Source organism: Clostridium intestinale DSM 6191 (genome assembly GCF_900130055.1).
Classification (GTDB): Bacteria; Bacillota; Clostridia; order Clostridiales; family Clostridiaceae; genus Clostridium_T; species Clostridium_T intestinale.
This window is the reverse complement of the sequence record NZ_FQXU01000009.1, coordinates 1-20,821: the sequence shown is the minus strand read 5'-3', so window position 1 is coordinate 20,821 and position 20,821 is coordinate 1. Positions and strand designations below refer to the sequence as shown.

The following is a 20,821-nucleotide window of genomic DNA, read 5'->3' as shown; positions in this document are numbered from 1 at the left end:
TTTTATATAAATAAATTTAATTTGATAATTAATACTTATTTAAGATAGAATAATTATAAAGTATTAATTTAGAATGGGGTGTATTAAATGATTTCAAACAAGCTAGTATCTCTATTTATAAAAAATAGTGATGACATTACTAATGACAAAGTTAGAAACTCCTATGGACTACTAGCAGGTATTATTGGAATAATTATTAATATTATTTTATTTATAATAAAGTTATCAGTTGGACTTCTATCAAGTAGTATAGCTATAATGGCTGATGCCTTCAACAATCTATCTGACGCAGCATCTTCCGTAATAACTATAGTTGGATTTATTATGAGTTCAAAACCTGCTGATGCTGAACATCCATTTGGTCATGGAAGAATGGAGTATATCTCTGCTCTTATTGTTGCTTTTATGGTAATGCTAGTAGGTGTACAATTTATTAAATCCTCTGTTGAAAGAATATTAAATCCTGAACCAGTTGTTTTTGAACTAATTCCATTTCTACTTCTATTAGCTTCTATAGCTTTTAAGTTATGGTTATCCAGCTTTAATAAGCTTATTGGAAATAAAATAAATTCTACTGCTCTAAAAGCTACTGCTGTAGATGCCCTTGGTGATGTGGTTACTACAACCGTTGTTGTGTTCTCTTTTTTAGTGTCAAAATTTATAACTTTCCCTATAGATGGTTATATCGGAGTGGTAGTTGCATTAGCTATACTTTACTCTGGTTTTTCCTTAGTTAGAGAAACTATAACCCCACTTTTAGGAGCACCTGCTGATCCAGACCTGGTAAAAGATATCGAAGATAGAGTTCTGTCATATCAGTACATAACTGGTGTTCATGATTTAGTCATTCACAACTATGGACCTGGTAAAACCATGGCTTCTATACATGCTGAAATACCTAGTGATATAAATATCATGAAAATTCACGATATAATAGATACTGCTGAGAGAGAAATATCTGATGACCTTAAAATTTATTTAGTTATTCACATGGATCCTATTTGTATAGAGACAGAAGAAATAGCTGCTACAAAAGTTGATGTAGACATTATAATAAGTTCCTACCCAATGATAAAATCTATTCATGATTTTAGGATAGTTGGTGAAGGAGATAAGAAAAATTTAATTTTTGATGTAGTAGTCAATTATCATCTATTAAAAAAACAAACTACTGAAGATGATTTAAAAAATAATATTATTAATGCTATCAAAGAAAAACATCCTCATTATAACTGTATAATTACAATAGATCACGATTATAATGAATAAAGAAAAACCCTCTTTAGAAATAAAAATCTAAAGAGGGTTTAAATTATTTTTTGAAGTAATCTCCAAGTATTATTTTATTAGCAACATCTAAGGTTTCTTTTAAATGCTTTTCTTCTTCTTCGTTCTTTGGAGTACCAATTATTTCTCCTGAATTAAGCACAGTAGTATCTCTATTGGTGTTAACTAAAACTCTTCCCATAGTCGTCTTTCCAAACTTTTCTCTATCTACTCCTAGTAAATAAGAGATTGTTGGTAGCATATCAACTTGCCCTCCATTAGCTTTAATTTCTTCTCCTTTAAGTGAAGGATTATAAATTATATATGGAATTTTCATATCAACCTTTTTCCACCAGTCACCTTCTAATTTAATATCTTGTATTTTATCATTATAGAATTTGTGTATACCAGTGTGATCTCCATAAAGCATTATAACTGAGTTATTAAGCATCCCTTGTGCTTCTAACTGTTTTAAGAATTTTCCTACAACCTCATCTACATATCTTACACTTTGAAAATATCCTCCTAAAAGAGTTTCATCTAATTCTTTAGGAAGCTTTAGATATTTTTTATCTTCTGGTATCTCAAACGGCCCATGGCTTGTCAATGTAACCATATATCCGTAGAATGGGCTTTTCAAGTCCTTTAGCTTCTCTCCTACTTGTCTTAAATAAGATTCATCAGAAAGACCTAAACCTATTACCTCATCAACATTAAAATAAGAAATATCGAAAATATTTTCAAATCCTAAACTGCCTTTATGAGCTTCTGCCCAGTTCCAATTTCCAGGAACTTCTGGATGAGTAGACATTGTTGTATACCCTTTATCCTTTAATATATTAGGTAAAGTTGTGTAGCTTCTAGCTGTATAATCAAAAAATGTACTTCCATTTCTTATAGGAAAAACTGAAGTATTAACCATCAAATCAGCATCTGAACTAGTTCCTGAGTTATTTTGTTCATGGATATTTGAGAAATAAAGTGAATTCCCTAACATCTTATTTAAATTAGGAGTCAACTCCTGATCATAAATCTTTTGTCCTATTACAAAGTTTTCTAAAGACTCTACTTGTATAGCTATAAGATTTTTTCCTTCAAGCATTCCCTTATATTCATTATCTGCTATATTTTCATTATTAAAATTAAGCCAATCTTCTATTTTTGATTTATCTTCGCTAGTTAAATTAATATCTTTAACTTCTTTTAAATATTTATAAACATCATACCCATGATATCCTAGTGGACTCATATTAGACATGCTTTGAAATGGTGCCCAACAAGTTCTAAAAAGCATCTTGTCTCCATTTGTTTTATCATAAATATCTATTGTATAATGAGCATAAACTATATAACTACTACTTAGGGTTAATAACAATACAAACGCAACTACATTTCTTTTAAATTCTTTATACTCTATTGAAGTTTTCAAGAAAATTACTACAAAGATTATTATATCTACTAGAAATAACATGTCCACAGCTCTAAAATTTAATAAACTTTTTCCTAGTGGATTAAATGTTTCTGGATATAATAGGTGTCTTATGGATAAAAAAGTTCCATTAGCCCTATAATACCAAATATCAAACATAAAAAATAATGAAATAAATAAATCTATAATTAAATTGAAGCCAACTTTTGCTTTTCCTTTAAATAAATATGAAAAACTTATTATCACAATAGGTATAACTAAATGTGTTAATATATCAGGAGTTCCAAAATACATAGTCTTAAAGTTTATAGAAGCAGATCCTACTGTCCTAAGCATAGAAAGATATATAGCACTTTTTAAAATAATAATAATATACGTAATTAAAGCAATAAAATCTACATATGTACCAATTTTTCTTTGTTTCATCTAATTTCCCTCCATAAAAATACTCAACATCTATTATACAATAGTCTTTATAAAAAAATAGTGAAATTATTATTAATCTTATTTGTAATATTTTATAATTTTTGATATATTTATTATTAATGAATATATCTCGTATTACTTAAGGGGGATTTTTATGATTTGTCCAAGATGTGGAAAAGAATATGATAATACTTTAGATTGTCCGTACTGTTCATCATTTAATAGTACAGAAGCCTATAATGAAAGTTATAATTATAATTCGTCTGAAATAACCGATAAGGATTTAGAATTATTTGTTGGATATAAGAAATCAGCTTATTATTTAACTAAATGGTATAATATGAAGATGGCTGCTTCTTCAGTTTCTTGGAACTGGCCCGCTTTTTTCTTTAGTTCAATATGGATGCTTTATAGAAAAATGTATGCTTATGGCTTTGCTTTATTTGCAGGTAACCTACTTCTAAATATTATACTTAAAGATACACCTCTTGATAGTATCTTTGGCATTGCTATTTCTATAGCTTCCGGGGTTTTAGGAAATAAAATATATAATATACATGTTACCAAGAAAATTACTGAAATCAAGTCAATATCATCTGATTCAGAAATGGCTTCTAGAAGAATAGCTTATTCAGGTGGAGTTAATATTGCAATACCAATTATATTCGGAATACTAGCTGCATTTCTTGTATTGCTTATTATACTTGGATTTATACTAGCTGCTTCTAGCCTTAATGGATTTTCTTATTAAATAAAAAAAGAGTTGTTGCACTAGGTAATTCGTGCACAACTCTTTTTTTATAAGAAACCATTCCTTTTATAGGACCTTTGATAAAAAATCCTTTGTTCTATCATTTTGAGGATTTGAGAAAATTTCTTCTGGTGTACCTTGTTCCACCACATTTCCTCCATCCATAAATAAAATTCTATCTCCAACTTCTCTTGCAAATCCCATTTCATGAGTTACTACAACCATTGTCATACCTTCGCTTGCTAGAGATTTCATAACAGCCAAAACTTCTCCAACCATCTCTGGATCTAATGCAGATGTAGGTTCATCAAATAACATTACATCAGGTCCCATAGCTAAAGCTCTTGCTATAGCTATTCTTTGTTTCTGTCCACCTGAAAGTGATGCCGGATAAGCATTTGCTTTATCTTCAAGACCTACTCTTTTCAAAAGGTTCATTGCCGTTTTAACAGCCTCATCTTTAGTTAAGCCTTTTACTTTAATCGGGGACAAAGTTATATTATCTAAAACAGTTTTATGTGGGAAAAGGTTAAAACTTTGAAAAACCATCCCCATCTTCTGTCTTATCTTATTAATATCTGTTTTTTTATCAGTTAAATTGTTACCTTCAAAAATTATTTCACCATCTGTCGGTTCTTCAAGAAGGTTAAGACATCTTAAAAAGGTAGATTTCCCTGAACCAGAAGGACCTATAACTACTACTACTTCACCCTTCTTTATATGTTCATTTACTCCCTTTAAAACTTCATTTTGTCCAAAATATTTGTGTAAATTATTAACGTGAATCACTTGCCTTTAACCTCCTCTCTACAACACCCATAATTCTTGTTAAAATAAATGTTATAACAAAATATATAAGTGCTGCTACTATTAGTGGTTCAAAAGGTATAAAGGATGCTGCTCTTACAGTCCCTGTATTATACATAAGTTCAGCTACTCCAATTACAGAAACCATTGATGATTCCTTTATAATAGAAATAAATTCATTTCCTAATGCTGGTAGAATATTTTTAAAAGCCTGAGGAATAATTATTTCTCTCATAGCTAATCCTTCTTTCATGCCAAGACTTCTTGCAGCTTCCATCTGCCCTCTATCTATAGCTTGAATTCCTGCTCTAATTATTTCAGCAACATAAGCTCCCGAATTCAATGAAAGAGCAATTATACCAGTCATTATATCCGGTAAATCTACACCTGTTACTAAAGGTAATCCTATATAAATGATCCAAATTTGAATTAATAGAGGTGTTCCTCTAACAAACTCAATGTATGTTACTGCTATTGCTTTTAAAACCTTAAACTTAGATAGCTTCATAAGGCTTAAAACCAATCCAAGTATTGTTCCAATTATTACAGCAGATAATGCTAATATTAGTGTAGTTTTAGTTCCAACTACAAAATAATTGCTATATTTTGATAAAAAATCAAAATTAAACTTCAAGACTCTACCCCCGTCTAGCTAATATTATTCTCCCATTGCAGCATTTGCATCTTCAAAGAACTTTGTTAAGCTTCCATCTTTCTCTAATCTATCTAAGGTTTTATTTATAGCTGCTTGTAAATCGGATTCACCCTTAGTCATAGCTATTGCGTATCCACCAACTTCATCTGCAAGGGTTACCTTAGATAAAGCTAATCCTGGATTGTTTTTAACATAAGCTTCTGCAACTGGTTGTTCTAATAAAACTGCTTCAATTTTCCCATTCTTTAAGTTCATTACAACATCGCCTGTTTTTTCTAAAGCATTTACATCAGGGCTAGTTACCTTTTCATTAACTAATTCTTCTTGTACAGTTCCTTTTTGTACTCCTATTTTCTTTCCACTTAAATCTTCAATTTTAGCATATTTATTCTTATTTGCTTCTTGAACTACAAATACGTTGTCTGTTTTATAGTACATACTAGAAAAATCTACTGCACCTTTTCTTTCTTCTGTTGGAGTCATTCCAGATAAAATTACATCTAGCTTTTTACCTTGAAGAGCCCCTAATAATCCGTCAAATCCCATTTCTTTTATCTCTAACTCAACGCCTAAATCTTTAGCTATTTCTTTAGCTATCTCTACATCCATTCCAACTACATTTCCTTTTGTATCTTTTGATTCAAATGGTGGAAAGTCTGGTGAAGTTCCCATAACTAACTTACCATTAGCTTTTATTTGATCTAGTGCACTTTTACCTTGTTCTTCTTTCTTACCACAAGCCATTAACCCCATAGCCATAACGCCTACTAAACTAGCTGCTACAATCTTACTAACTATTCCTTTTTTCATTTATAAATTTCCCCCTTAATTAAAAGCAATCTTCTTTATTTTTTATAAGGATAATTATACAACCTAACTTTATAAATATGCAATAACTTTTTTATAATTTTTTCATAAAAATATTTAACATTTTTCTTAATTTCTAGCATAGACTTTTACTACTATTTTATCTGATTTATAGCTACTAATCTATGAAGTGCCCTCGTGCTCATAATATATTTAATTAAATCTTCTTTTTCTTCTCTGCTTTCATCAACAATAATAACGCCATCAAACTCTAAGCCTTTAGCATAATATGATGGTATTACAACAATTCCACCTTTATATATTATGTCCTCTCTATTGAAAACAACTAAATTATTTTTCTCTTTAAGCTGATTTCCAAGCTCTTTTATACCTTCTGATGTTCTCTTTATAATAGCAATACTATCTATTCCGCTATTTTTCATATCTTCTATTGAGTTATTTATTATTTCAACTATCTCTTCTTTTTTAACATTATACTCTTGAACCTCATCACCTTTTCTTACTAACGGAACTATCTTATCTTCTTTTAAATACCTATTAGCGTATTCCATGATATCTTGAGTAGATCTATAACTTTTATTTAACTTAAATTCTTTTACATCACCAAATACAGTATTTAAATTTAGCATAGCTGGAGTTTCTTCAACTTTTATTAATCTTTGATTTGAATCTCCTAATATAGTAAAGTTATTACACCCAATATATTCTTTTATCGCTTTGAATTGTAATAAAGAGTAGTCTTGAGCTTCGTCGATTACTATATGTTTAATATCCCCTTTATATTTAATTCCCCATAGTTTCACCATTAAATATAAAATTGGAGCTATATCTAAATGAGTTAAATCCTTATTCTCATTTATTTTATTATAAAACTCTACAGGATCTTCAGGATTTATCAATTTCTCTAAATTTTTTCTTGTATTCATAAGTTCTCTAACAATTTCTCTTATTCCATTTTTTCTTCTAAATTCTATATTTACTTCTTCCAAAAACAACTCATCTTTAGATAAATTATTTTTATATTCTTCTATTTCCTTATTTAACTGCCATACTTTTTCATCTCTTTTATTTTTAACCTTAGACATTATTACTCTTTTAACTTTTTCGCTTCTTTTAAATAAGGGCATATATTTAAAATCTTCAGAAATTAACTTGTGTATGTCTTCTTTTTTATATACTACTTCATTAAAATAATAAACATCTTGATATTTAAAGTATTCCTTTTCTGATTTCTCTATTATGTCGTCTATAAAGTGCATAAATTTCTTTGAAGACTTATACTTTATCTCTTCCAAAAAATATTTATCTTCACTTAATACTTTTTCAATAAAGTCTTGGTATTCCATCACTTTAATATCACCCAGTTCATTAAGTGCAAAATTTAAGAAGGTATCTTGTATAACACCCACCTCACCTAAGCTAGGTAATACTTGAGAAATATACTCCATAAATATAAAATTAGGACCTAGTATTAAAACTTTTCCCTCTAATTGTTTTCTAAAATTATATAATAAGTACGCAACTCTATGCAGTGCGATAGTTGTCTTACCACTTCCAGCTACCCCATCTACAAGGATGTTACTACTTCTATCCATTCTTATAATTTCATCTTGTTCTTGTTGGATTGTCATTATTATATCCTGAAGTTTACTGTCAGAATTAGAGCTTAAAACCATTTGTAATATATCATCTTTAACATCTACAGCTGAATCAAATATCCCTTTTAATTCACCTTTTTTTACTATTATCTGTCTTCTACCTAATATGTCAGTATCTATTTCTCCCATTGGAGCTTTATATGCAGCTTTCCCTAGTGTTCCATTATAAAATAGAGATGCTATGGGTGCTCTCCAATCTATAACCACTGCCTCAAGTTCAACTTCACTAGTAACTCCAAATCTACCTATATACATTGTCTCTGGGTATTGCTCATCTTCTTCTATAAAAGTGATTCTTCCAAAGTATGGGGATTCTTGCAAAATAGTAAGTTCTCTTAACTTCCTATCTATACTTTTATAAGCTTCTTCTTTTGCATATCTTTCATGATCAAAAAATTCTATAACAGCATCTTCATCATCTCTATATTCTTCTACAAACTTTTTTCTATACTCTAATATATAATCTGTAATTGCTTTTCTCTTTGCAATTCCTAATAGAATTTCTTTTTTTATAATTTCTAATGTTTCATCTAGTTTTCTTTTTTCAACTAAAAATTCTACTTGTTTTTCTTTATCAAGGTTTAATAGTTTATCTTCCATAATAACATCCTTTCCTAATAGCGACATAAAAGAGTTTCCTACGGAAACTCTTTTATTATCTTAATTATCATCACTAGACTTTATCTCATCACTTTCAACATCATTTTTGATTTCAATAAATTCTATCTTCTCTTCTTTATCCTCTTCTGTTTTAACTGAATTATCTATACTGTTTATAGATTTTGCATATACAGCTTTTTTAGCCTTTTCTCTATCTTGTCTCTCTTTATCTTTTTCTTCTTTTATGGCTCTTAGTTCTGGATATTTTTCAAATATAAACTCCATAAACTCATCCCCCATTAAAGTTTCTTTTTCTAAAAGAGCATTTGATATATCAGCAAGTAATTCTTTATTGTTTTCAAGAAGCTCTATGGCTTTTTTATGGCAAGCTTTTATGATTTTTAAAGTTTCTTCATCAACTCTAGTTAAGGTTTGTTCAGAACAGTTAGCTACACTTCTTCCATCTAGATATCTGTTCCTAACATTTTCTAAAGCCATCATATCAAAAGTTTCAGTCATTCCATATATTGATACCATACTTCTTGCTGATTGAGTAGCCCTCTCTATATCATTTGAAGCTCCAGTAGATATTATATTAAACTCTACTTCTTCAGCAGCTCTACCACCAAGCATAACTGTAATTTGATCTAACATCTCATCTTTAGATACAAGATATTTTTCCTCTTCTGGAAGCTGCATGGTGTATCCTAATGCACCCATAGTTCTTGGCACTATAGTTATCTTATGAACTGGATCGGTGTTTTTTAATAAGGCTGCAACTAAAGCATGCCCAACTTCATGGAAAGCAACAATCTTTTTCTCCATAGGAGAAAGAATTCTGTCTTTCTTTTCCTTACCAGCTATAATTACTTCAACAGCTTCTTCTAAGTCTTCTTGACTAACAACTGCTCTCTTGTGTTTTACTGCTCTTAAAGCTGCCTCATTAACGATATTTGCAAGGTCTGCACCTACTGCTCCTGGAGTTGATTTTGCAATAGCTTCTATATTAACATCGCTAGATAGTTTTACATCTTTTGAATGTACCCTAAGGATTGATTCCCTACCTATTAAGTCTGGCCTATCAACTATTACTCTTCTATCAAATCTTCCTGGTCTTAATAAAGCCTTATCTAAAATCTCAGGTCTATTAGTTGCAGCAAGTATAACTACACCCTTTGAGGAATCAAAACCATCCATTTCAGCAAGAAGCTGATTTAATGTCTGCTCTCTTTCATCATTTCCACTTATATTTCCTTCTCTACTTTTACCAATAGCATCAATTTCATCTATAAATATTATACAAGGTGCTTTTTCTTCTGCTTGCCTAAACAAATCTCTTACTCTAGAAGCTCCCATTCCTACAAACATTTCAACAAAATCTGAACCTGATAAAGAAAAGAATGGTACTTTTGCTTCACCTGCTACAGCTTTAGCTAATAAAGTTTTACCTGTTCCTGGAGGTCCAACTAGTAATGCTCCTTTAGGTAATCTAGCACCTATTTGTGTATATCTTTCTGGCTTATGTAAAAAATCTACTATTTCTTTTAAAGATTCCTTAGCTTCTTCCTGTCCAGCTACATTTTCAAAGGTTATTCCAGTTTCATCCTCGGCATACAGTTTAGCTGTGTTTTTTCCAAAGGACATAACTCCTCCACCCATCTTTTTATCCATTTTGCCAAACATAAGTCTAGATAAAAAGAATAATAAAATAAATGGTCCAACCCAATATAATAGTAAGTCTAATATAGGAAACGCCTCAGGTTGCTTACCTTCATAATCTACTCCAGCTGAATCCAATTCTTCTATGAGTTTATCATCATTAAGTGGTATAACATAAACACTCTTTCCGTAGTATTCACTATCTTTAGTAGGCGTAATCGTAATTATGTTATCTGCAATCACTATTTTTTCTATTTGCTTTTCACTAATCATTTCTTTAAATTCATTATACTTAAGTTTTTTTGTCATTAACGCACTTTTAGAGTAATTTATAGCTACAACAAAAACTAAAGCTATAACCCCATAGATAACGTATTTTAACATCTTATTATTTTTAAACATAAAACATTTCACCTCTTTTTCATTCGTCTACTTTAACATTCCTACTCTATTAAATGGAAATACTCTTACTTGCGCTTTTCCTTTAATTTCATGTCCATCAATATATGGATTCGCCCAATATCTAGCATCAGCAGAATTTGCTCTATTATCTCCTAAAAAGAAATACTTTCCTTCTGGAACAGTAAAACTACCATTATATATTGATGGATTTTTTACATACTCTTCATTAATTTCAGTTCCTTCTACAAATACTTTTCCTTCTTTTATTTCTACCGATTCTCCAGGTAAAGCTATTAATCTCTTAATTAAAGTATCCCCAAGTTCATTAGAATAAAAAACTATTATATCTCCTCTTTGTAACTTTTCTAAATTATATACTTTTGTTACAAATAACTGATCCCCTTTTTCCAATGTTGGTTTCATTGATTCACTTGGTATATATACTTTAAATAAAAGAAATTTATTTATTATTAATGTAGCAATTAAAGCTAGTACTACAGGTAATATCCAGTCAAATAAAAATCCTTTCATCCCCGATACCTTTTTTATCTCTTCTTCTTTAATATTTTCTTCAATATCTTTGACTTCACTAACATTGTCTTCGTTAATATTCTCTTGCATTTACTCCTCCCACATACCTTCCATTAGTTTTTTAATCTCATCTTTTCTCTTAATTGTAGCCTCTTCATCTACATAATATCCATCTTCTCTTTTTAATATAACCTTACCTTCTTTAACAATACCAAAAATATTTGTCAATTCTATATCAACCATCTCTTTTTTTTCAGTTTCGCATACAGCATATCTACCTTCAATCCTATCAACTATATAGATTGATGACATTTTTCCTCCTCCTTAAAAGGTTCTCTTTAATTATATCATATTTAAAATAGTTTTAATGTATGAGTTTTATTTTACCTCTTATAAACAGAAAAAGCTATATAGTTTTATAAATTTTTTGAAAATTAAAAGACGACTAAGTCGTCTTTTATTAATTATATTTCATTTCTAATTAAATCTTCATAGGTTTCTCTTTTACAAATCAATTTTTCATTATTATTTTGAACCATAACTACTGCAGCTCTTGGAGTCTTATTATAGTTATTTGACATTGAATATCCATATGCTCCAGTTGACAATATTGCTAATATATCTCCACTATTAACTTTCTGCATTTCAATAGAATTTAAAAGTATATCTCCTGATTCACAGCATTTACCAGCAATAGCTACTCTTTCTCTATAATCACTTATTACATTGTTAGCCACTAAGCATTCATACTCAGCTCTATATAATGATGGTCTTATATTATCTGTCATCCCACCATCAACAGATACATACTTTCTAATTCCAGGAATCTCTTTTATGGAACCAACAGTATAAATAGTAGTTCCAGCATTACCTACTATGGATCTTCCTGGTTCTATAGTAATTATAGGTCTATCTATATTTAAGTCTTCACATACCTTATCTACTTTATCTAATATAGCTTTGCAATAATCACCAGTTTCTTTAGGACTATCTCCATCAGTATAGAATATACCAAAACCTCCACCTAAATCTAACTCTGGCACAACATATCCTGTTTCTTGTTTGATTTTATATATTAGATTTAGCATTATTTCAGCTGCATCCTCATAAGGTTCTATATCAAAAATTTGTGATCCAATATGGCAATGTACTCCACAAAGTTCAACATTTTGTAGATCTATAGCTTTTCTTACTGCATCCATAATTATATTTCCAACTGGTGCAAAACCAAATTTTGAATCGATTTGACCTGTTTTTATATATTCATGAGTATGTGCTTCTATACCTGGAGTTATTCTTAAATATATTTTTTGCACCTTATTATTTTCTTTAGCTATTCTATCTACTTGTTCCATTTCATAAAGATTGTCTACAACAAATCTTCCAACCCCATAACTTACACCTAAATTAATTTCATCTATAGTTTTATTATTTCCATGAAAATATATTTTTTCTAAAGGAAACCCTGCTCTCTTCGCAGTAAAAAGTTCTCCACCCGATACAACATCAAGATATAAGCTTTCCTCCATAACTAATCTACACATATCTAAAGTTAAAAATGCTTTTCCTGCATAAGCTACTCTATTACCTCTAGCTTCGCATTGAAACTCATTATAATAATCTCTACAATTTGAGCGTATAAGCTCCTCATCCATTATATATAAAGGAGTTCCATATTTTGCTGCTAATGCGCTTGTATTTATTCCTCCGATTGTCAAATGATTGTTTTCTACTTTCATGCTACCAAATAATTTCATTTTTAATTCCCCCTTATTTATTTACCCCAAAAACAAAAGTCACAGAAAAATCTGTGACGGATAGAGTCTCAATATAGGTTCTTGTAAAAGGCAACTATAAATGAATCACCATTGATAATATTACAATCAGCCTACCTTGTAGCTCTCCACATAACGTGACAGTCAGGCACATATTATGTACATGACCAGAGATAAATCCTGCCGGTATTACCTCTTCGGCTGTTGTTCCTTTCTCTAGACATCTTAGCTTGCCGGCTCAATCTAAATACTATTAACTAACAGCACCTCTACCCTAGGTATATATATTCTATATATACTATTCAACTTATTGATACAATGATATCATATTAAATATATTTGTCAACACTTTTTTATGAATTTCTGTACTTATCCATTAAGTCACTCATAATATCTCCACCTAATGGAGGTGTATAAGTTATAGCATTGGCACCAGCTAGTATTGTTTCTCTGATACTTTCTTCTGTAGGTCCTCCTGTTGCTATAACTGGAAATTCAGGATATTGGTCTTTTATTCTCTTAACTATAGCTGCAGTATCTTTACCACCTGATACATTTAGTATAGTGGCTCCTGATTCTATTCTTTCTTCTATGTTTTCATTTTCAGAAACCATAGTAACTATAACAGGTATATCAATAGTGTTTCTAATTTTTTTAATTATTTCATTTGATGTTGGAGCGTTGACAACAACACCCATAGCACCTTTAAACTCTGCATCAAGAGCTAAGTTTACTACTCTTTTCCCTTGAGTTATTCCCCCACCTACACCACAAAAAACAGGCACATCTGCCGCCATAACTAATGCTTGAGTTATTAATGGTTGAGGCGTGAAGGGATATACAGCTATAATCGCATCAGCATTGGTGTTTCTTATTATAGCAACATCAGTTGTAAATAGTAACGACTTAATTCTTTTACCAAATATCTTTATTCCACTACAATTTCTTATAATAGTAGGTACTTCTATTACATGGTTTCTTAGTATGCCTTTTATTTCTGGTACAAATTTAGATTCTTTTATCGACATATGTTTTCCCTCCACAAAGTATTATAAATATATTATAATACTTATAAATATACTAATAAATGGTTTCAACTTCAATTTTATAAATTTTATTTTAAGGGGGTATATATGACCGCAACAAAAAAATTAATAAAAAATTATTCTTATTATTTTCTTCTTTATGGATTGATGATCATAATCCCACTGATTTCTACAGAACTTAATATACTTTATTTAGGATTAAAAAGTATTCTAACTACTCCAGATATCCTTCTAACCGACTATTTAGCCATAGGTGGAATTGGAGCTACCTTCATAAATGTTGGGTTGACTGGTTTATCAATGATAGCTCTTTTAATACACATTGGAGTAAAGCCAAATGGTTCTACTATAATGTCTTTATGGCTAACTACTGGATTTTCTTTTTTTGGAAAAAACATAATAAACATATGGCCAATTATTATAGGGGTTTGGCTATTCTCTAAATACAAAAAAGAACCTTTTCTTAATTATATATTAATAGCTTTACTTGGTACAACATTATCGCCTACTGTAACTCAGCTGAGTTTCACTAGTCAATTTTCTTTTGTTGAAGGTTATGTACTTGGATTTTTATTAGGAATATGTATTGGATTTATTTTACCTCCTATTTCATCCTATTGTTTAAGACTTCACCAAGGATTTAATCTATATAATTTAGGGTTCTCTGGAGGCCTTTTGGCAATGTTTATAATGTCAATTTATAGGTCTTTGGGAATAGACTTTGAAAGCAACCTGATTTTATTTCATGATAGCCACAAATTTTTATCTATAATTGTGATAATGATATGCATATCATTACTACTAATATCATTAACAGGTAATAATAAATATAATATAGTAAACTCCCTAAGGTTAATAAATAAATCTTCTGGAAGACTTGTAAGTGATTATTATTTAATGTATGGAAATCGTGTATATGCAAATATGGGTCTCATGGGGTTGATATCTTTAATTATAGTATTTATACTAGGAGGAGAGTTAAATGGACCTTTGATGGGTGCGATTTTTACAATAATAGGATTTTCAGCTTTTGGTAAACATCCCAAAAACACATTACCCGTTATTTTAGGTGCAACCCTATCGGCTTCTATTAATATACTTGATGTGAACTCACCTCAAATGTTGATTTCTATACTATTTTCTACTTGTTTAGCTCCAATAGCCGGTAACTTTGGTTTCATATATGGAGTAATAGCTGGATTTTTACACGTATTTTTAGTTACTAATATAGGATATGTCCACGGAGGATTAAATTTATATAACAATGGCCTGTCAGGAGGTTTTGTTTGTGTAATTATGCTTCCTCTTATACATGCATTTAAAAAGGAGAATGTAAATGAAAAACACAATTGATAAAAGTATAAAAATGTTAAGTGAGCTAACTGCTTATTTTTATAAATTAGGAGCCACTTCTTTAGATATTGAAACCTGCAATGAAAACAGTATAAAAATAAAAATTAGCGGCAAAACAGATAACTTTACCTCTTCTGATTTAGAAGATATAAATAGAGTTTTAAGTGTTCCTAGATTACATGAAATTGAAGAATATTATTGGGAATTAAATGGTGATTTTCACTCTTCCTCAGAACTTTCGTTATTAGGAATGATGATAGATCATTTTGAAATAAATTATAAAAACAACCTTTTAACTATATCTGTAGAAAGATATAATTAGAAATAAGCAGATAAACATGGTTTTATCTGCTTATTTCACAAGTAAAAGCTTTAGTTCCCTTATATCCTATCTCTTTAAGAACCTTTTTAACAACTTTTTTACCTACTTCATCTTCGCTCATTTCACATAAAGCATCCTCTATTTTGCTCCAATCAATCCATTCAACTTCTGATGATTTATTAATTTCTCCACTTTTATATTTCGCCATATAAGTTAACATTAATAAATCCTTATCCTTAACAAAATCACTACCTAAATACTTTATATCTTCAATTTCTATACCGGTTTCCTCTTTAACTTCCCTATATACAGTGTCTTCAACAGTTTCATTAGTTCCAACATAACCAGAAACCAGTACTTTTGAATTTTTAAAAATGTAACTTTGCTTTAATAGTAGTATTTCATCGTCCTTAACAACAGCTATTACTGCACATGGTTTAGGAGTATCAAAAAACATCATATCATCACTACTACAATAAGGAACCCCACCTTCATCCCAGCTATCTCTTATCTCTAACTTTTTTCCACACAATGGACAAAATTTAAACTTCATTTTTTGTTCCTCCCCATCAAACTAGAACTTCCTCACTGGAGTAAGTTCGAAGAACTAAATCAAAGATTTAGATTCTCACTTTCACTTCCTTAAAAATGCTTATAGAGTCTTCGGTAACCCTACAGTTATATGCCAATATATCTACGCCATTTTCTTTTGCAAATTTAACCGCTTTCCCAAAGTTCTCATCCATTTCATAATTAGGTCTAAAATTATTTACTTCTTCTAATTGAATTAAGAAAAGTATTCCGGCACCTTTCCCTTGTTTTTTAGCTTCCACTAATTCTAATACATGTTTTGTTCCTCTTTCAGTTGGAGCGTCTGGAAACCTTGCTTCACCACTAAATTCTAAAGTAACACCTTTAACCTCTAAGTAGTACTCTTCTCCAAAATCATTACTTAACTTAAAATCAAATCTACTTTTCCCAAATGTTTTTTCTCTCTCAATTAAATTATACACTTTTAGTGAAGGTATGACACCATTTTCTAACGCCTCTCGTACTACTTTATTTGGTACCTGTGAATCTATGCTGATTAATTTATCTTCTTTATAAACAGCCATTAAGTCATACCTTGTTTTTCTACTAGGATTTAACTCTTCTCTAAGTATAACCGTAGCTCCTTCTTTAAGAATTTCTCTACATCTTCCTGTATTAGGAACATGTACAACCTCCTCTTTACCATCAACTAATACATGTGCATTAAATCTATTTGGCCTTTTTATAAACTTTGCCCTTTTAATATTATTTTTAAATATCATTTATTTACCGCCTTTTATTATTATCAACATAATCCACAATACTTTTCCACAGCTCTGTGGATAGTTTTTTTCTTCTATTACTTAAAAATAGCATCTACTTATCTTAGATAAATAGATGGCTATTATGACATTTTATTTATTATACTTTTTCAAAACATCCTCAATTTCCTCTATAGGAATAGGTTTAGAAATATAATAACCTTGAATTAAATCACAGTTATTATTAATCAAATATCTATACTGCTCCACAGATTCTACCCCTTCAGCTACAACTTCTAAATTCATTTGATGCGCTAACTTTATTATTGTACCTACTATGGCATTATCATCTTTTTCACTACATAGTTCATCTACAAAAAGTTTATCGATTTTTAAGGTATCAAATGGGATGTCTTTTAGATAAGTAAGAGATGAATATCCTTTTCCAAAATCATCTAAAGATATTTTTACACCGATCTTCTTTAATTCATTAATTTTAGATATATTTGTTTCTATGGATTCCATTAAAATTGACTCTGTTATCTCTATGTTAATATATCTAGGGTCAACTCCACTTCTTTTTATGATATCATTAACCATATCAATAAAATCTTTTTGAACCAATTGTATTACAGATACATTTACTGCTACACTTATATTTTTTTCGCCTTTATTATGCAAACCTTTAATAAAATAGCATGCATTCTCTAACACCCATCTTCCTATAGGTATTATCAATCCAGTTTTTTCAGCTATACCTATAAATTTAAATGGTGATACAAGTCCTAAGTTTGGATTATTCCATCTAATAAGTGCTTCAAATCCATCTATCTTAGAGTCATATGGATTATATTTAGGCTGATAATGTAATATAAACTCATTGTTCTCAAGAGCTGTTCTTAGATTATCTTCCATAATAACCATTTCCACTATATCATCATTCATCCATTGTTCAAAAAATACATAATTTCTTTTCCCCGACTCTTTAGCCTTATACATTGCAGTATCAGCATTCTTAAATAATTCTTCAAAGCTATCGCCATCCTTAGAATATAATGCAGCCCCAAAGCTTGCAGAAGTAATAATATTTATACCATTTATAACTATACTATTTCTTAGCTCCTCTAACATATTATTAAGATATGACTCAACACTCTGCTTTTCATAAACGTTAGTAATTAAAATTAAAAATTCATCTCCGCCTAGTCTAGCAACAATATCTGATTCTTTGGTACACTTTTTAATTCTATTAGCTATTTCTATTAATAGCTTATCCCCTATAGTATGTCCAAAAGAATCATTAATATTTTTAAAATTATCTAAATCCATAAATATTAGTGCATTGCTATCTGATCTGGTTATAACTTCATTAAAATTATTTACGAACTGAGTTCTATTAGCTAATCCAGTAAGATTATCAAAAAAAGCCATTTGTTTTATTTTTTCTTCATGTATCTTTTTATCATGTATGTCAGAGTGAGAGCCAACGATTCTAAAAGGTTTTCCATTATTATCCCTCATAGATTTTCCTCTAGCATGAATCCATTTATATTCTCCGCTACTAGTAAGTATCCTATAACTACATGAAAAACTATCAGTATAGCCACTTGCTATTTCTTCAATTGAATTTTTAGCTATATAATAATCCTCAGGGTGTACAAGTTCAAACCACTTATCCATATCTACAGTTTTTTCAATAGGTAATTCAAAAATCTTATGCCATCTTTCAGAAAAATATCTTTCCCCTGTCTCTAGATTTATTTCCCATATACCATCATTAGTGGTCTCAAAAATAAGTCTATACATTTCCTCATTTTTCTGAATAACTTCCTTATTCTCCTCAAGCTGCTCATATTGAGTTCTAAGTTCTTCATCTGATGCTGCCAATTCTTCATATAATGCCGATAATTCATAGTTATTCTTCATTAATTTTTTCTCAGCTTTTTTACGACTTATAATATTTATAAGCATAATAAAAACCAGTGATACTAAAAGCAATATTATAGAAATAACTATCCATATTAACTTCTTATATGTTTTATACATACTAGGCTTTTCATTTATTATAATACTTCCAGCTGGCAAATCCTTTTCAGATATGTCATACATCTGCATTACATTATAATCATATATACTTTCAGTAGAATATTCCGAATTTAATGGAATATCATCTGCTTTTTCTCCACTTAATATTCTAGCTGCCATCTTCCCAGCATCCTTACCATGTCCTTCTGCTGTTAGGAGACTTCCTCCCAAAGTTCCATATCCTAAATTCATCTCATAAAGTTGAAATATAGGTCTATGAATTTTTGAACTTAAAAGCTTCGTCATATTTTCAACATCTAAAGTTTTTTCATTTATATCTCTTGTATACGACGAGAGCAGCACTATACTATCTTTATCTATTTCTGGCAAGGTATTATCTAAATCATCTATGGCTATATTGTTTAATTGCACTAAGTTTATATTTCTATCTATTTTATTTAATGCATTTTTTACTTCCTCAAAAGACCCTATTCCAGTTTCTGTATTATCATGTATTAGATAGATATTTTTTGCTTTTGGAATTATATTAAGTGCTGCTTCTATAGTTCCTTTAGGATCTATACTTTCAAATATCCCTGTGATGTTATCCTGCCCCTTTATCATAGGTCTAGCAACATCTTCATACACTCCTGAAAAAATAACTGGCACATCTTTAAACAGTTCATTTCTGTTATTAATTACAAATTCAAGTGCAGAATCATCCGTAGTTATTATTTCATCTATATCCATTTTGCCATACTTATATTTTATAAGTTCTTTAAATAATTCTATATTACGTTCCTCGGGATAGTTCTTCCAATCCATATATTCTATATGAATATTAACCTCCGGTACATAATCTTTTATTTGCTCTACTATCCCGTCTACTTCATTATTAGTCCATGAATATGCTGAATCATATGAGTTTAGAATTAATACTCTTTTATCTTTAATTTCTTGTGAGTGTACAGTTTCAGGATATATTAATAAATTTAATAAGAATGTAATAACCATTATCTCTTTAATAAATGTTTTAATGTACCTTTTATTTTTACATAAATATCTGTCCCTAAACACCCTATCACCCCACCAAAAATGTCTTTTTATTCTTTTTCTACAAATTTCTTTATTAACATTATAATATATTGGAAAACCATTGTCTATTAAGGATAGTTATTTAAGTCATTTAAATATTTAGTATATAAATTTTTAACACAAAAAACCACTCTTTAATGAGTGGTGTAAATTCTTATTAATAAAATTATTACATATATATAAACTCCTTATATCTGCAGCTATAGGGAGTTATATAGATTATGGTGACCCCTAGGGGAATCGAACCCCTGTTACCACCGTGAGAGGGTGGTGTCTTGACCGCTTGACCAAGGGGCCATAAAATTTGGCGACTTCCTACTCTCCCACACAGTCTCCCGTGCAGTACCATCGGCGTAATAAAGCTTAACAATCCTGTTCGGAATGGGAAGGTGTGTTACCTTTATGCCATTATCACCAAATATAAGCAGACATTCAAAATTTCACATTTTGTATGGTCGCTTATCCTAACAGCTACGCTGAAAGGACTTAGGAAAGAATTTTATTCTTTCAAAATTGCACATAAGTGAGGGTCTAAATCTATGATTTAGTTCCCCGAACTTACTCATTAGCTTTAGCTAAGGAGTTTCCTTTAATAATATTATTATATATTCCAGTTAACTATTGGTCAAGCCCTCGATCTATTAGTATGAGTCAGCTAAATATGTTACCACACTTACACCTCTCACCTATCAACCTTGTGTTCTTCAAGGGATCTTACTAGATTACTCTATGGGAAATCTTATCTTGAGGTGGGCTTCACGCTTAGATGCCTTCAGCGTTTATCCCTTCCCGACTTAGCTACCCAGCTATGCTCCTGGCGGAACAACTGGTACACCAGAGGTCAGTCCATCCCGGTCCTCTCGTACTAAGGACAGCTCCTCTCAAATTTCCTACGCCCGCG

At 30.2% G+C, this 20,821-nt stretch carries 17 protein-coding genes, 1 tRNA gene, 2 rRNA genes and 1 riboswitch; of the genes, 4 read left to right on the top strand and 16 right to left on the bottom strand.

All coding sequences use genetic code 11. The features are described from left to right. Positions 1 to 87 precede the first annotated feature (87 nt). Positions 88 to 1,269, top strand: coding sequence for a cation diffusion facilitator family transporter (locus BUA92_RS14435; RefSeq protein ID WP_073020600.1), 1,182 nt, complete (start codon positions 88 to 90; stop codon positions 1,267 to 1,269). A 43-nt stretch (positions 1,270 to 1,312) separates the two neighbouring features. Here the strand turns inward: BUA92_RS14435 and BUA92_RS14430 are convergent, their stop codons facing one another. Further along, positions 1,313 to 3,121 (bottom strand): LTA synthase family protein, encoded by a 1,809-nt coding sequence (locus tag BUA92_RS14430; protein ID WP_073020598.1) that lies wholly within the window; start codon positions 3,119 to 3,121, stop codon positions 1,313 to 1,315. Positions 3,122 to 3,275: 154 nt separating this feature from the next. Here BUA92_RS14430 and BUA92_RS14425 point away from each other — a divergent pair, with 154 nt between their 5' ends. Continuing rightward, positions 3,276 to 3,872 carry a DUF2628 domain-containing protein gene (locus BUA92_RS14425; RefSeq protein ID WP_073020596.1) on the top strand — a complete coding sequence of 199 codons (597 nt, stop codon included), beginning with the start codon at positions 3,276 to 3,278 and terminating at the stop codon, positions 3,870 to 3,872. 66 nt (positions 3,873 to 3,938) lie between these two features. Here BUA92_RS14425 and BUA92_RS14420 read toward each other — a convergent pair whose 3' ends face one another. From BUA92_RS14420 to BUA92_RS14380, 9 genes are all read right to left on the bottom strand, one after another. Continuing rightward, positions 3,939 to 4,661: an amino acid ABC transporter ATP-binding protein gene (locus tag BUA92_RS14420; RefSeq protein WP_073020594.1), complete on the bottom strand. Its 723-nt coding sequence runs from the start codon at positions 4,659 to 4,661 to the stop codon at positions 3,939 to 3,941. Further along, a complete protein-coding gene (locus tag BUA92_RS14415) occupies positions 4,648 to 5,313 on the bottom strand; it encodes an amino acid ABC transporter permease (RefSeq protein WP_073020592.1) in 666 nt (221 codons plus the stop codon). The genes BUA92_RS14420 and BUA92_RS14415 overlap by 14 nt, the downstream gene beginning before the upstream one ends. Before the next feature lie 24 nt (positions 5,314 to 5,337). Beyond that, positions 5,338 to 6,144 carry a transporter substrate-binding domain-containing protein gene (locus BUA92_RS14410; protein ID WP_073020590.1) on the bottom strand — a complete coding sequence of 269 codons (807 nt, stop codon included), beginning with the start codon at positions 6,142 to 6,144 and terminating at the stop codon, positions 5,338 to 5,340. 152 nt (positions 6,145 to 6,296) lie between these two features. Next, a complete protein-coding gene (locus BUA92_RS14405; protein WP_242950173.1) occupies positions 6,297 to 8,447 on the bottom strand; it encodes a HelD family protein in 2,151 nt (716 codons plus the stop codon). 33 nt (positions 8,448 to 8,480) lie between these two features. Then, positions 8,481 to 10,481, bottom strand: coding sequence for an ATP-dependent zinc metalloprotease FtsH (ftsH, locus tag BUA92_RS14400; protein WP_073020589.1), 2,001 nt, complete (start codon positions 10,479 to 10,481; stop codon positions 8,481 to 8,483). A 27-nt stretch (positions 10,482 to 10,508) separates the two neighbouring features. After that, positions 10,509 to 11,102: a signal peptidase I gene (gene lepB / locus BUA92_RS14395; RefSeq protein ID WP_083553537.1), complete on the bottom strand. Its 594-nt coding sequence runs from the start codon at positions 11,100 to 11,102 to the stop codon at positions 10,509 to 10,511. Further along, positions 11,103 to 11,324, bottom strand: a complete 222-nt coding sequence (locus BUA92_RS14390) for a DUF3006 domain-containing protein (protein ID WP_073020587.1) — start codon at positions 11,322 to 11,324, stop codon at positions 11,103 to 11,105. It lies immediately after the preceding gene. A 152-nt stretch (positions 11,325 to 11,476) separates the two neighbouring features. Next, positions 11,477 to 12,769 (bottom strand): diaminopimelate decarboxylase, encoded by a 1,293-nt coding sequence (gene lysA / locus BUA92_RS14385; RefSeq protein WP_073020584.1) that lies wholly within the window; start codon positions 12,767 to 12,769, stop codon positions 11,477 to 11,479. 131 nt (positions 12,770 to 12,900) lie between these two features. Beyond that, positions 12,901 to 13,067: riboswitch (Lysine riboswitch) on the bottom strand. A gap of 73 nt (positions 13,068 to 13,140) precedes the next feature. Further along, positions 13,141 to 13,815 (bottom strand): beta/alpha barrel domain-containing protein, encoded by a 675-nt coding sequence (locus BUA92_RS14380; protein WP_073020582.1) that lies wholly within the window; start codon positions 13,813 to 13,815, stop codon positions 13,141 to 13,143. A 105-nt stretch (positions 13,816 to 13,920) separates the two neighbouring features. On the opposite strand from BUA92_RS14380, the gene BUA92_RS14375 reads away from it, so the two are divergent. Together BUA92_RS14375 and BUA92_RS14370 are read left to right on the top strand one after the other, a co-directional pair. Next, positions 13,921 to 15,186, top strand: coding sequence for a DUF1576 domain-containing protein (locus BUA92_RS14375; protein ID WP_073020580.1), 1,266 nt, complete (start codon positions 13,921 to 13,923; stop codon positions 15,184 to 15,186). Beyond that, entirely contained in the window at positions 15,170 to 15,508 is a 339-nt protein-coding gene (locus BUA92_RS14370; RefSeq protein ID WP_073020578.1) for a hypothetical protein, read from the top strand. The genes BUA92_RS14375 and BUA92_RS14370 overlap by 17 nt, the downstream gene beginning before the upstream one ends. A gap of 22 nt (positions 15,509 to 15,530) precedes the next feature. On the opposite strand, the gene BUA92_RS14365 is transcribed toward BUA92_RS14370, so the two are convergent. The 6 genes from BUA92_RS14365 to BUA92_RS14340 form a co-directional block, all read right to left on the bottom strand. Continuing rightward, positions 15,531 to 16,061, bottom strand: coding sequence for an NAD(+) diphosphatase (locus tag BUA92_RS14365; protein ID WP_073020576.1), 531 nt, complete (start codon positions 16,059 to 16,061; stop codon positions 15,531 to 15,533). A 67-nt stretch (positions 16,062 to 16,128) separates the two neighbouring features. Continuing rightward, a complete protein-coding gene (gene sfsA, locus BUA92_RS14360) occupies positions 16,129 to 16,821 on the bottom strand; it encodes a DNA/RNA nuclease SfsA (protein ID WP_073020574.1) in 693 nt (230 codons plus the stop codon). A gap of 132 nt (positions 16,822 to 16,953) precedes the next feature. Further along, entirely contained in the window at positions 16,954 to 19,839 is a 2,886-nt protein-coding gene (locus BUA92_RS14355) for an ABC transporter substrate binding protein (RefSeq protein WP_073021003.1), read from the bottom strand. A gap of 303 nt (positions 19,840 to 20,142) precedes the next feature. After that, positions 20,143 to 20,217: transfer RNA gene (locus BUA92_RS14350), tRNA-Glu, on the bottom strand. 5 nt (positions 20,218 to 20,222) lie between these two features. Continuing rightward, positions 20,223 to 20,339, bottom strand: a 5S ribosomal RNA gene (rrf, locus tag BUA92_RS14345). Positions 20,340 to 20,541: 202 nt separating this feature from the next. Continuing rightward, positions 20,542 to 20,821, bottom strand: a 23S ribosomal RNA gene (locus tag BUA92_RS14340); the annotation flags it as partial.

What these genes read in the sequence shown, in the direction of transcription:
- BUA92_RS14375 (WP_073020580.1), top strand. Translation starts at nt 13,921, where the DNA reads ATGACCGCAACAAAAAAATTAATAAAAAATTATTCTTATTATTTTCTT.
- BUA92_RS14390 (WP_073020587.1), bottom strand. Translation starts at nt 11,324, where the DNA reads ATGTCATCAATCTATATAGTTGATAGGATTGAAGGTAGATATGCTGTA.
- BUA92_RS14405 (WP_242950173.1), bottom strand. Translation starts at nt 8,447, where the DNA reads ATGTCGCTATTAGGAAAGGATGTTATTATGGAAGATAAACTATTAAAC.
- BUA92_RS14435 (WP_073020600.1), top strand. Translation starts at nt 88, where the DNA reads ATGATTTCAAACAAGCTAGTATCTCTATTTATAAAAAATAGTGATGAC.
- BUA92_RS14430 (WP_073020598.1), bottom strand. Translation starts at nt 3,121, where the DNA reads ATGAAACAAAGAAAAATTGGTACATATGTAGATTTTATTGCTTTAATT.
- BUA92_RS14380 (WP_073020582.1), bottom strand. Translation starts at nt 13,815, where the DNA reads ATGTCGATAAAAGAATCTAAATTTGTACCAGAAATAAAAGGCATACTA.
- sfsA (WP_073020574.1), bottom strand. Translation starts at nt 16,821, where the DNA reads ATGATATTTAAAAATAATATTAAAAGGGCAAAGTTTATAAAAAGGCCA.
- ftsH (WP_073020589.1), bottom strand. Translation starts at nt 10,481, where the DNA reads ATGTTTAAAAATAATAAGATGTTAAAATACGTTATCTATGGGGTTATA.
- BUA92_RS14355 (WP_073021003.1), bottom strand. Translation starts at nt 19,839, where the DNA reads ATGGTTATTACATTCTTATTAAATTTATTAATATATCCTGAAACTGTA.
- lysA (WP_073020584.1), bottom strand. Translation starts at nt 12,769, where the DNA reads ATGAAATTATTTGGTAGCATGAAAGTAGAAAACAATCATTTGACAATC.
- BUA92_RS14365 (WP_073020576.1), bottom strand. Translation starts at nt 16,061, where the DNA reads ATGAAGTTTAAATTTTGTCCATTGTGTGGAAAAAAGTTAGAGATAAGA.
- BUA92_RS14370 (WP_073020578.1), top strand. Translation starts at nt 15,170, where the DNA reads ATGAAAAACACAATTGATAAAAGTATAAAAATGTTAAGTGAGCTAACT.
- BUA92_RS14410 (WP_073020590.1), bottom strand. Translation starts at nt 6,144, where the DNA reads ATGAAAAAAGGAATAGTTAGTAAGATTGTAGCAGCTAGTTTAGTAGGC.
- lepB (WP_083553537.1), bottom strand. Translation starts at nt 11,102, where the DNA reads ATGCAAGAGAATATTAACGAAGACAATGTTAGTGAAGTCAAAGATATT.
- BUA92_RS14425 (WP_073020596.1), top strand. Translation starts at nt 3,276, where the DNA reads ATGATTTGTCCAAGATGTGGAAAAGAATATGATAATACTTTAGATTGT.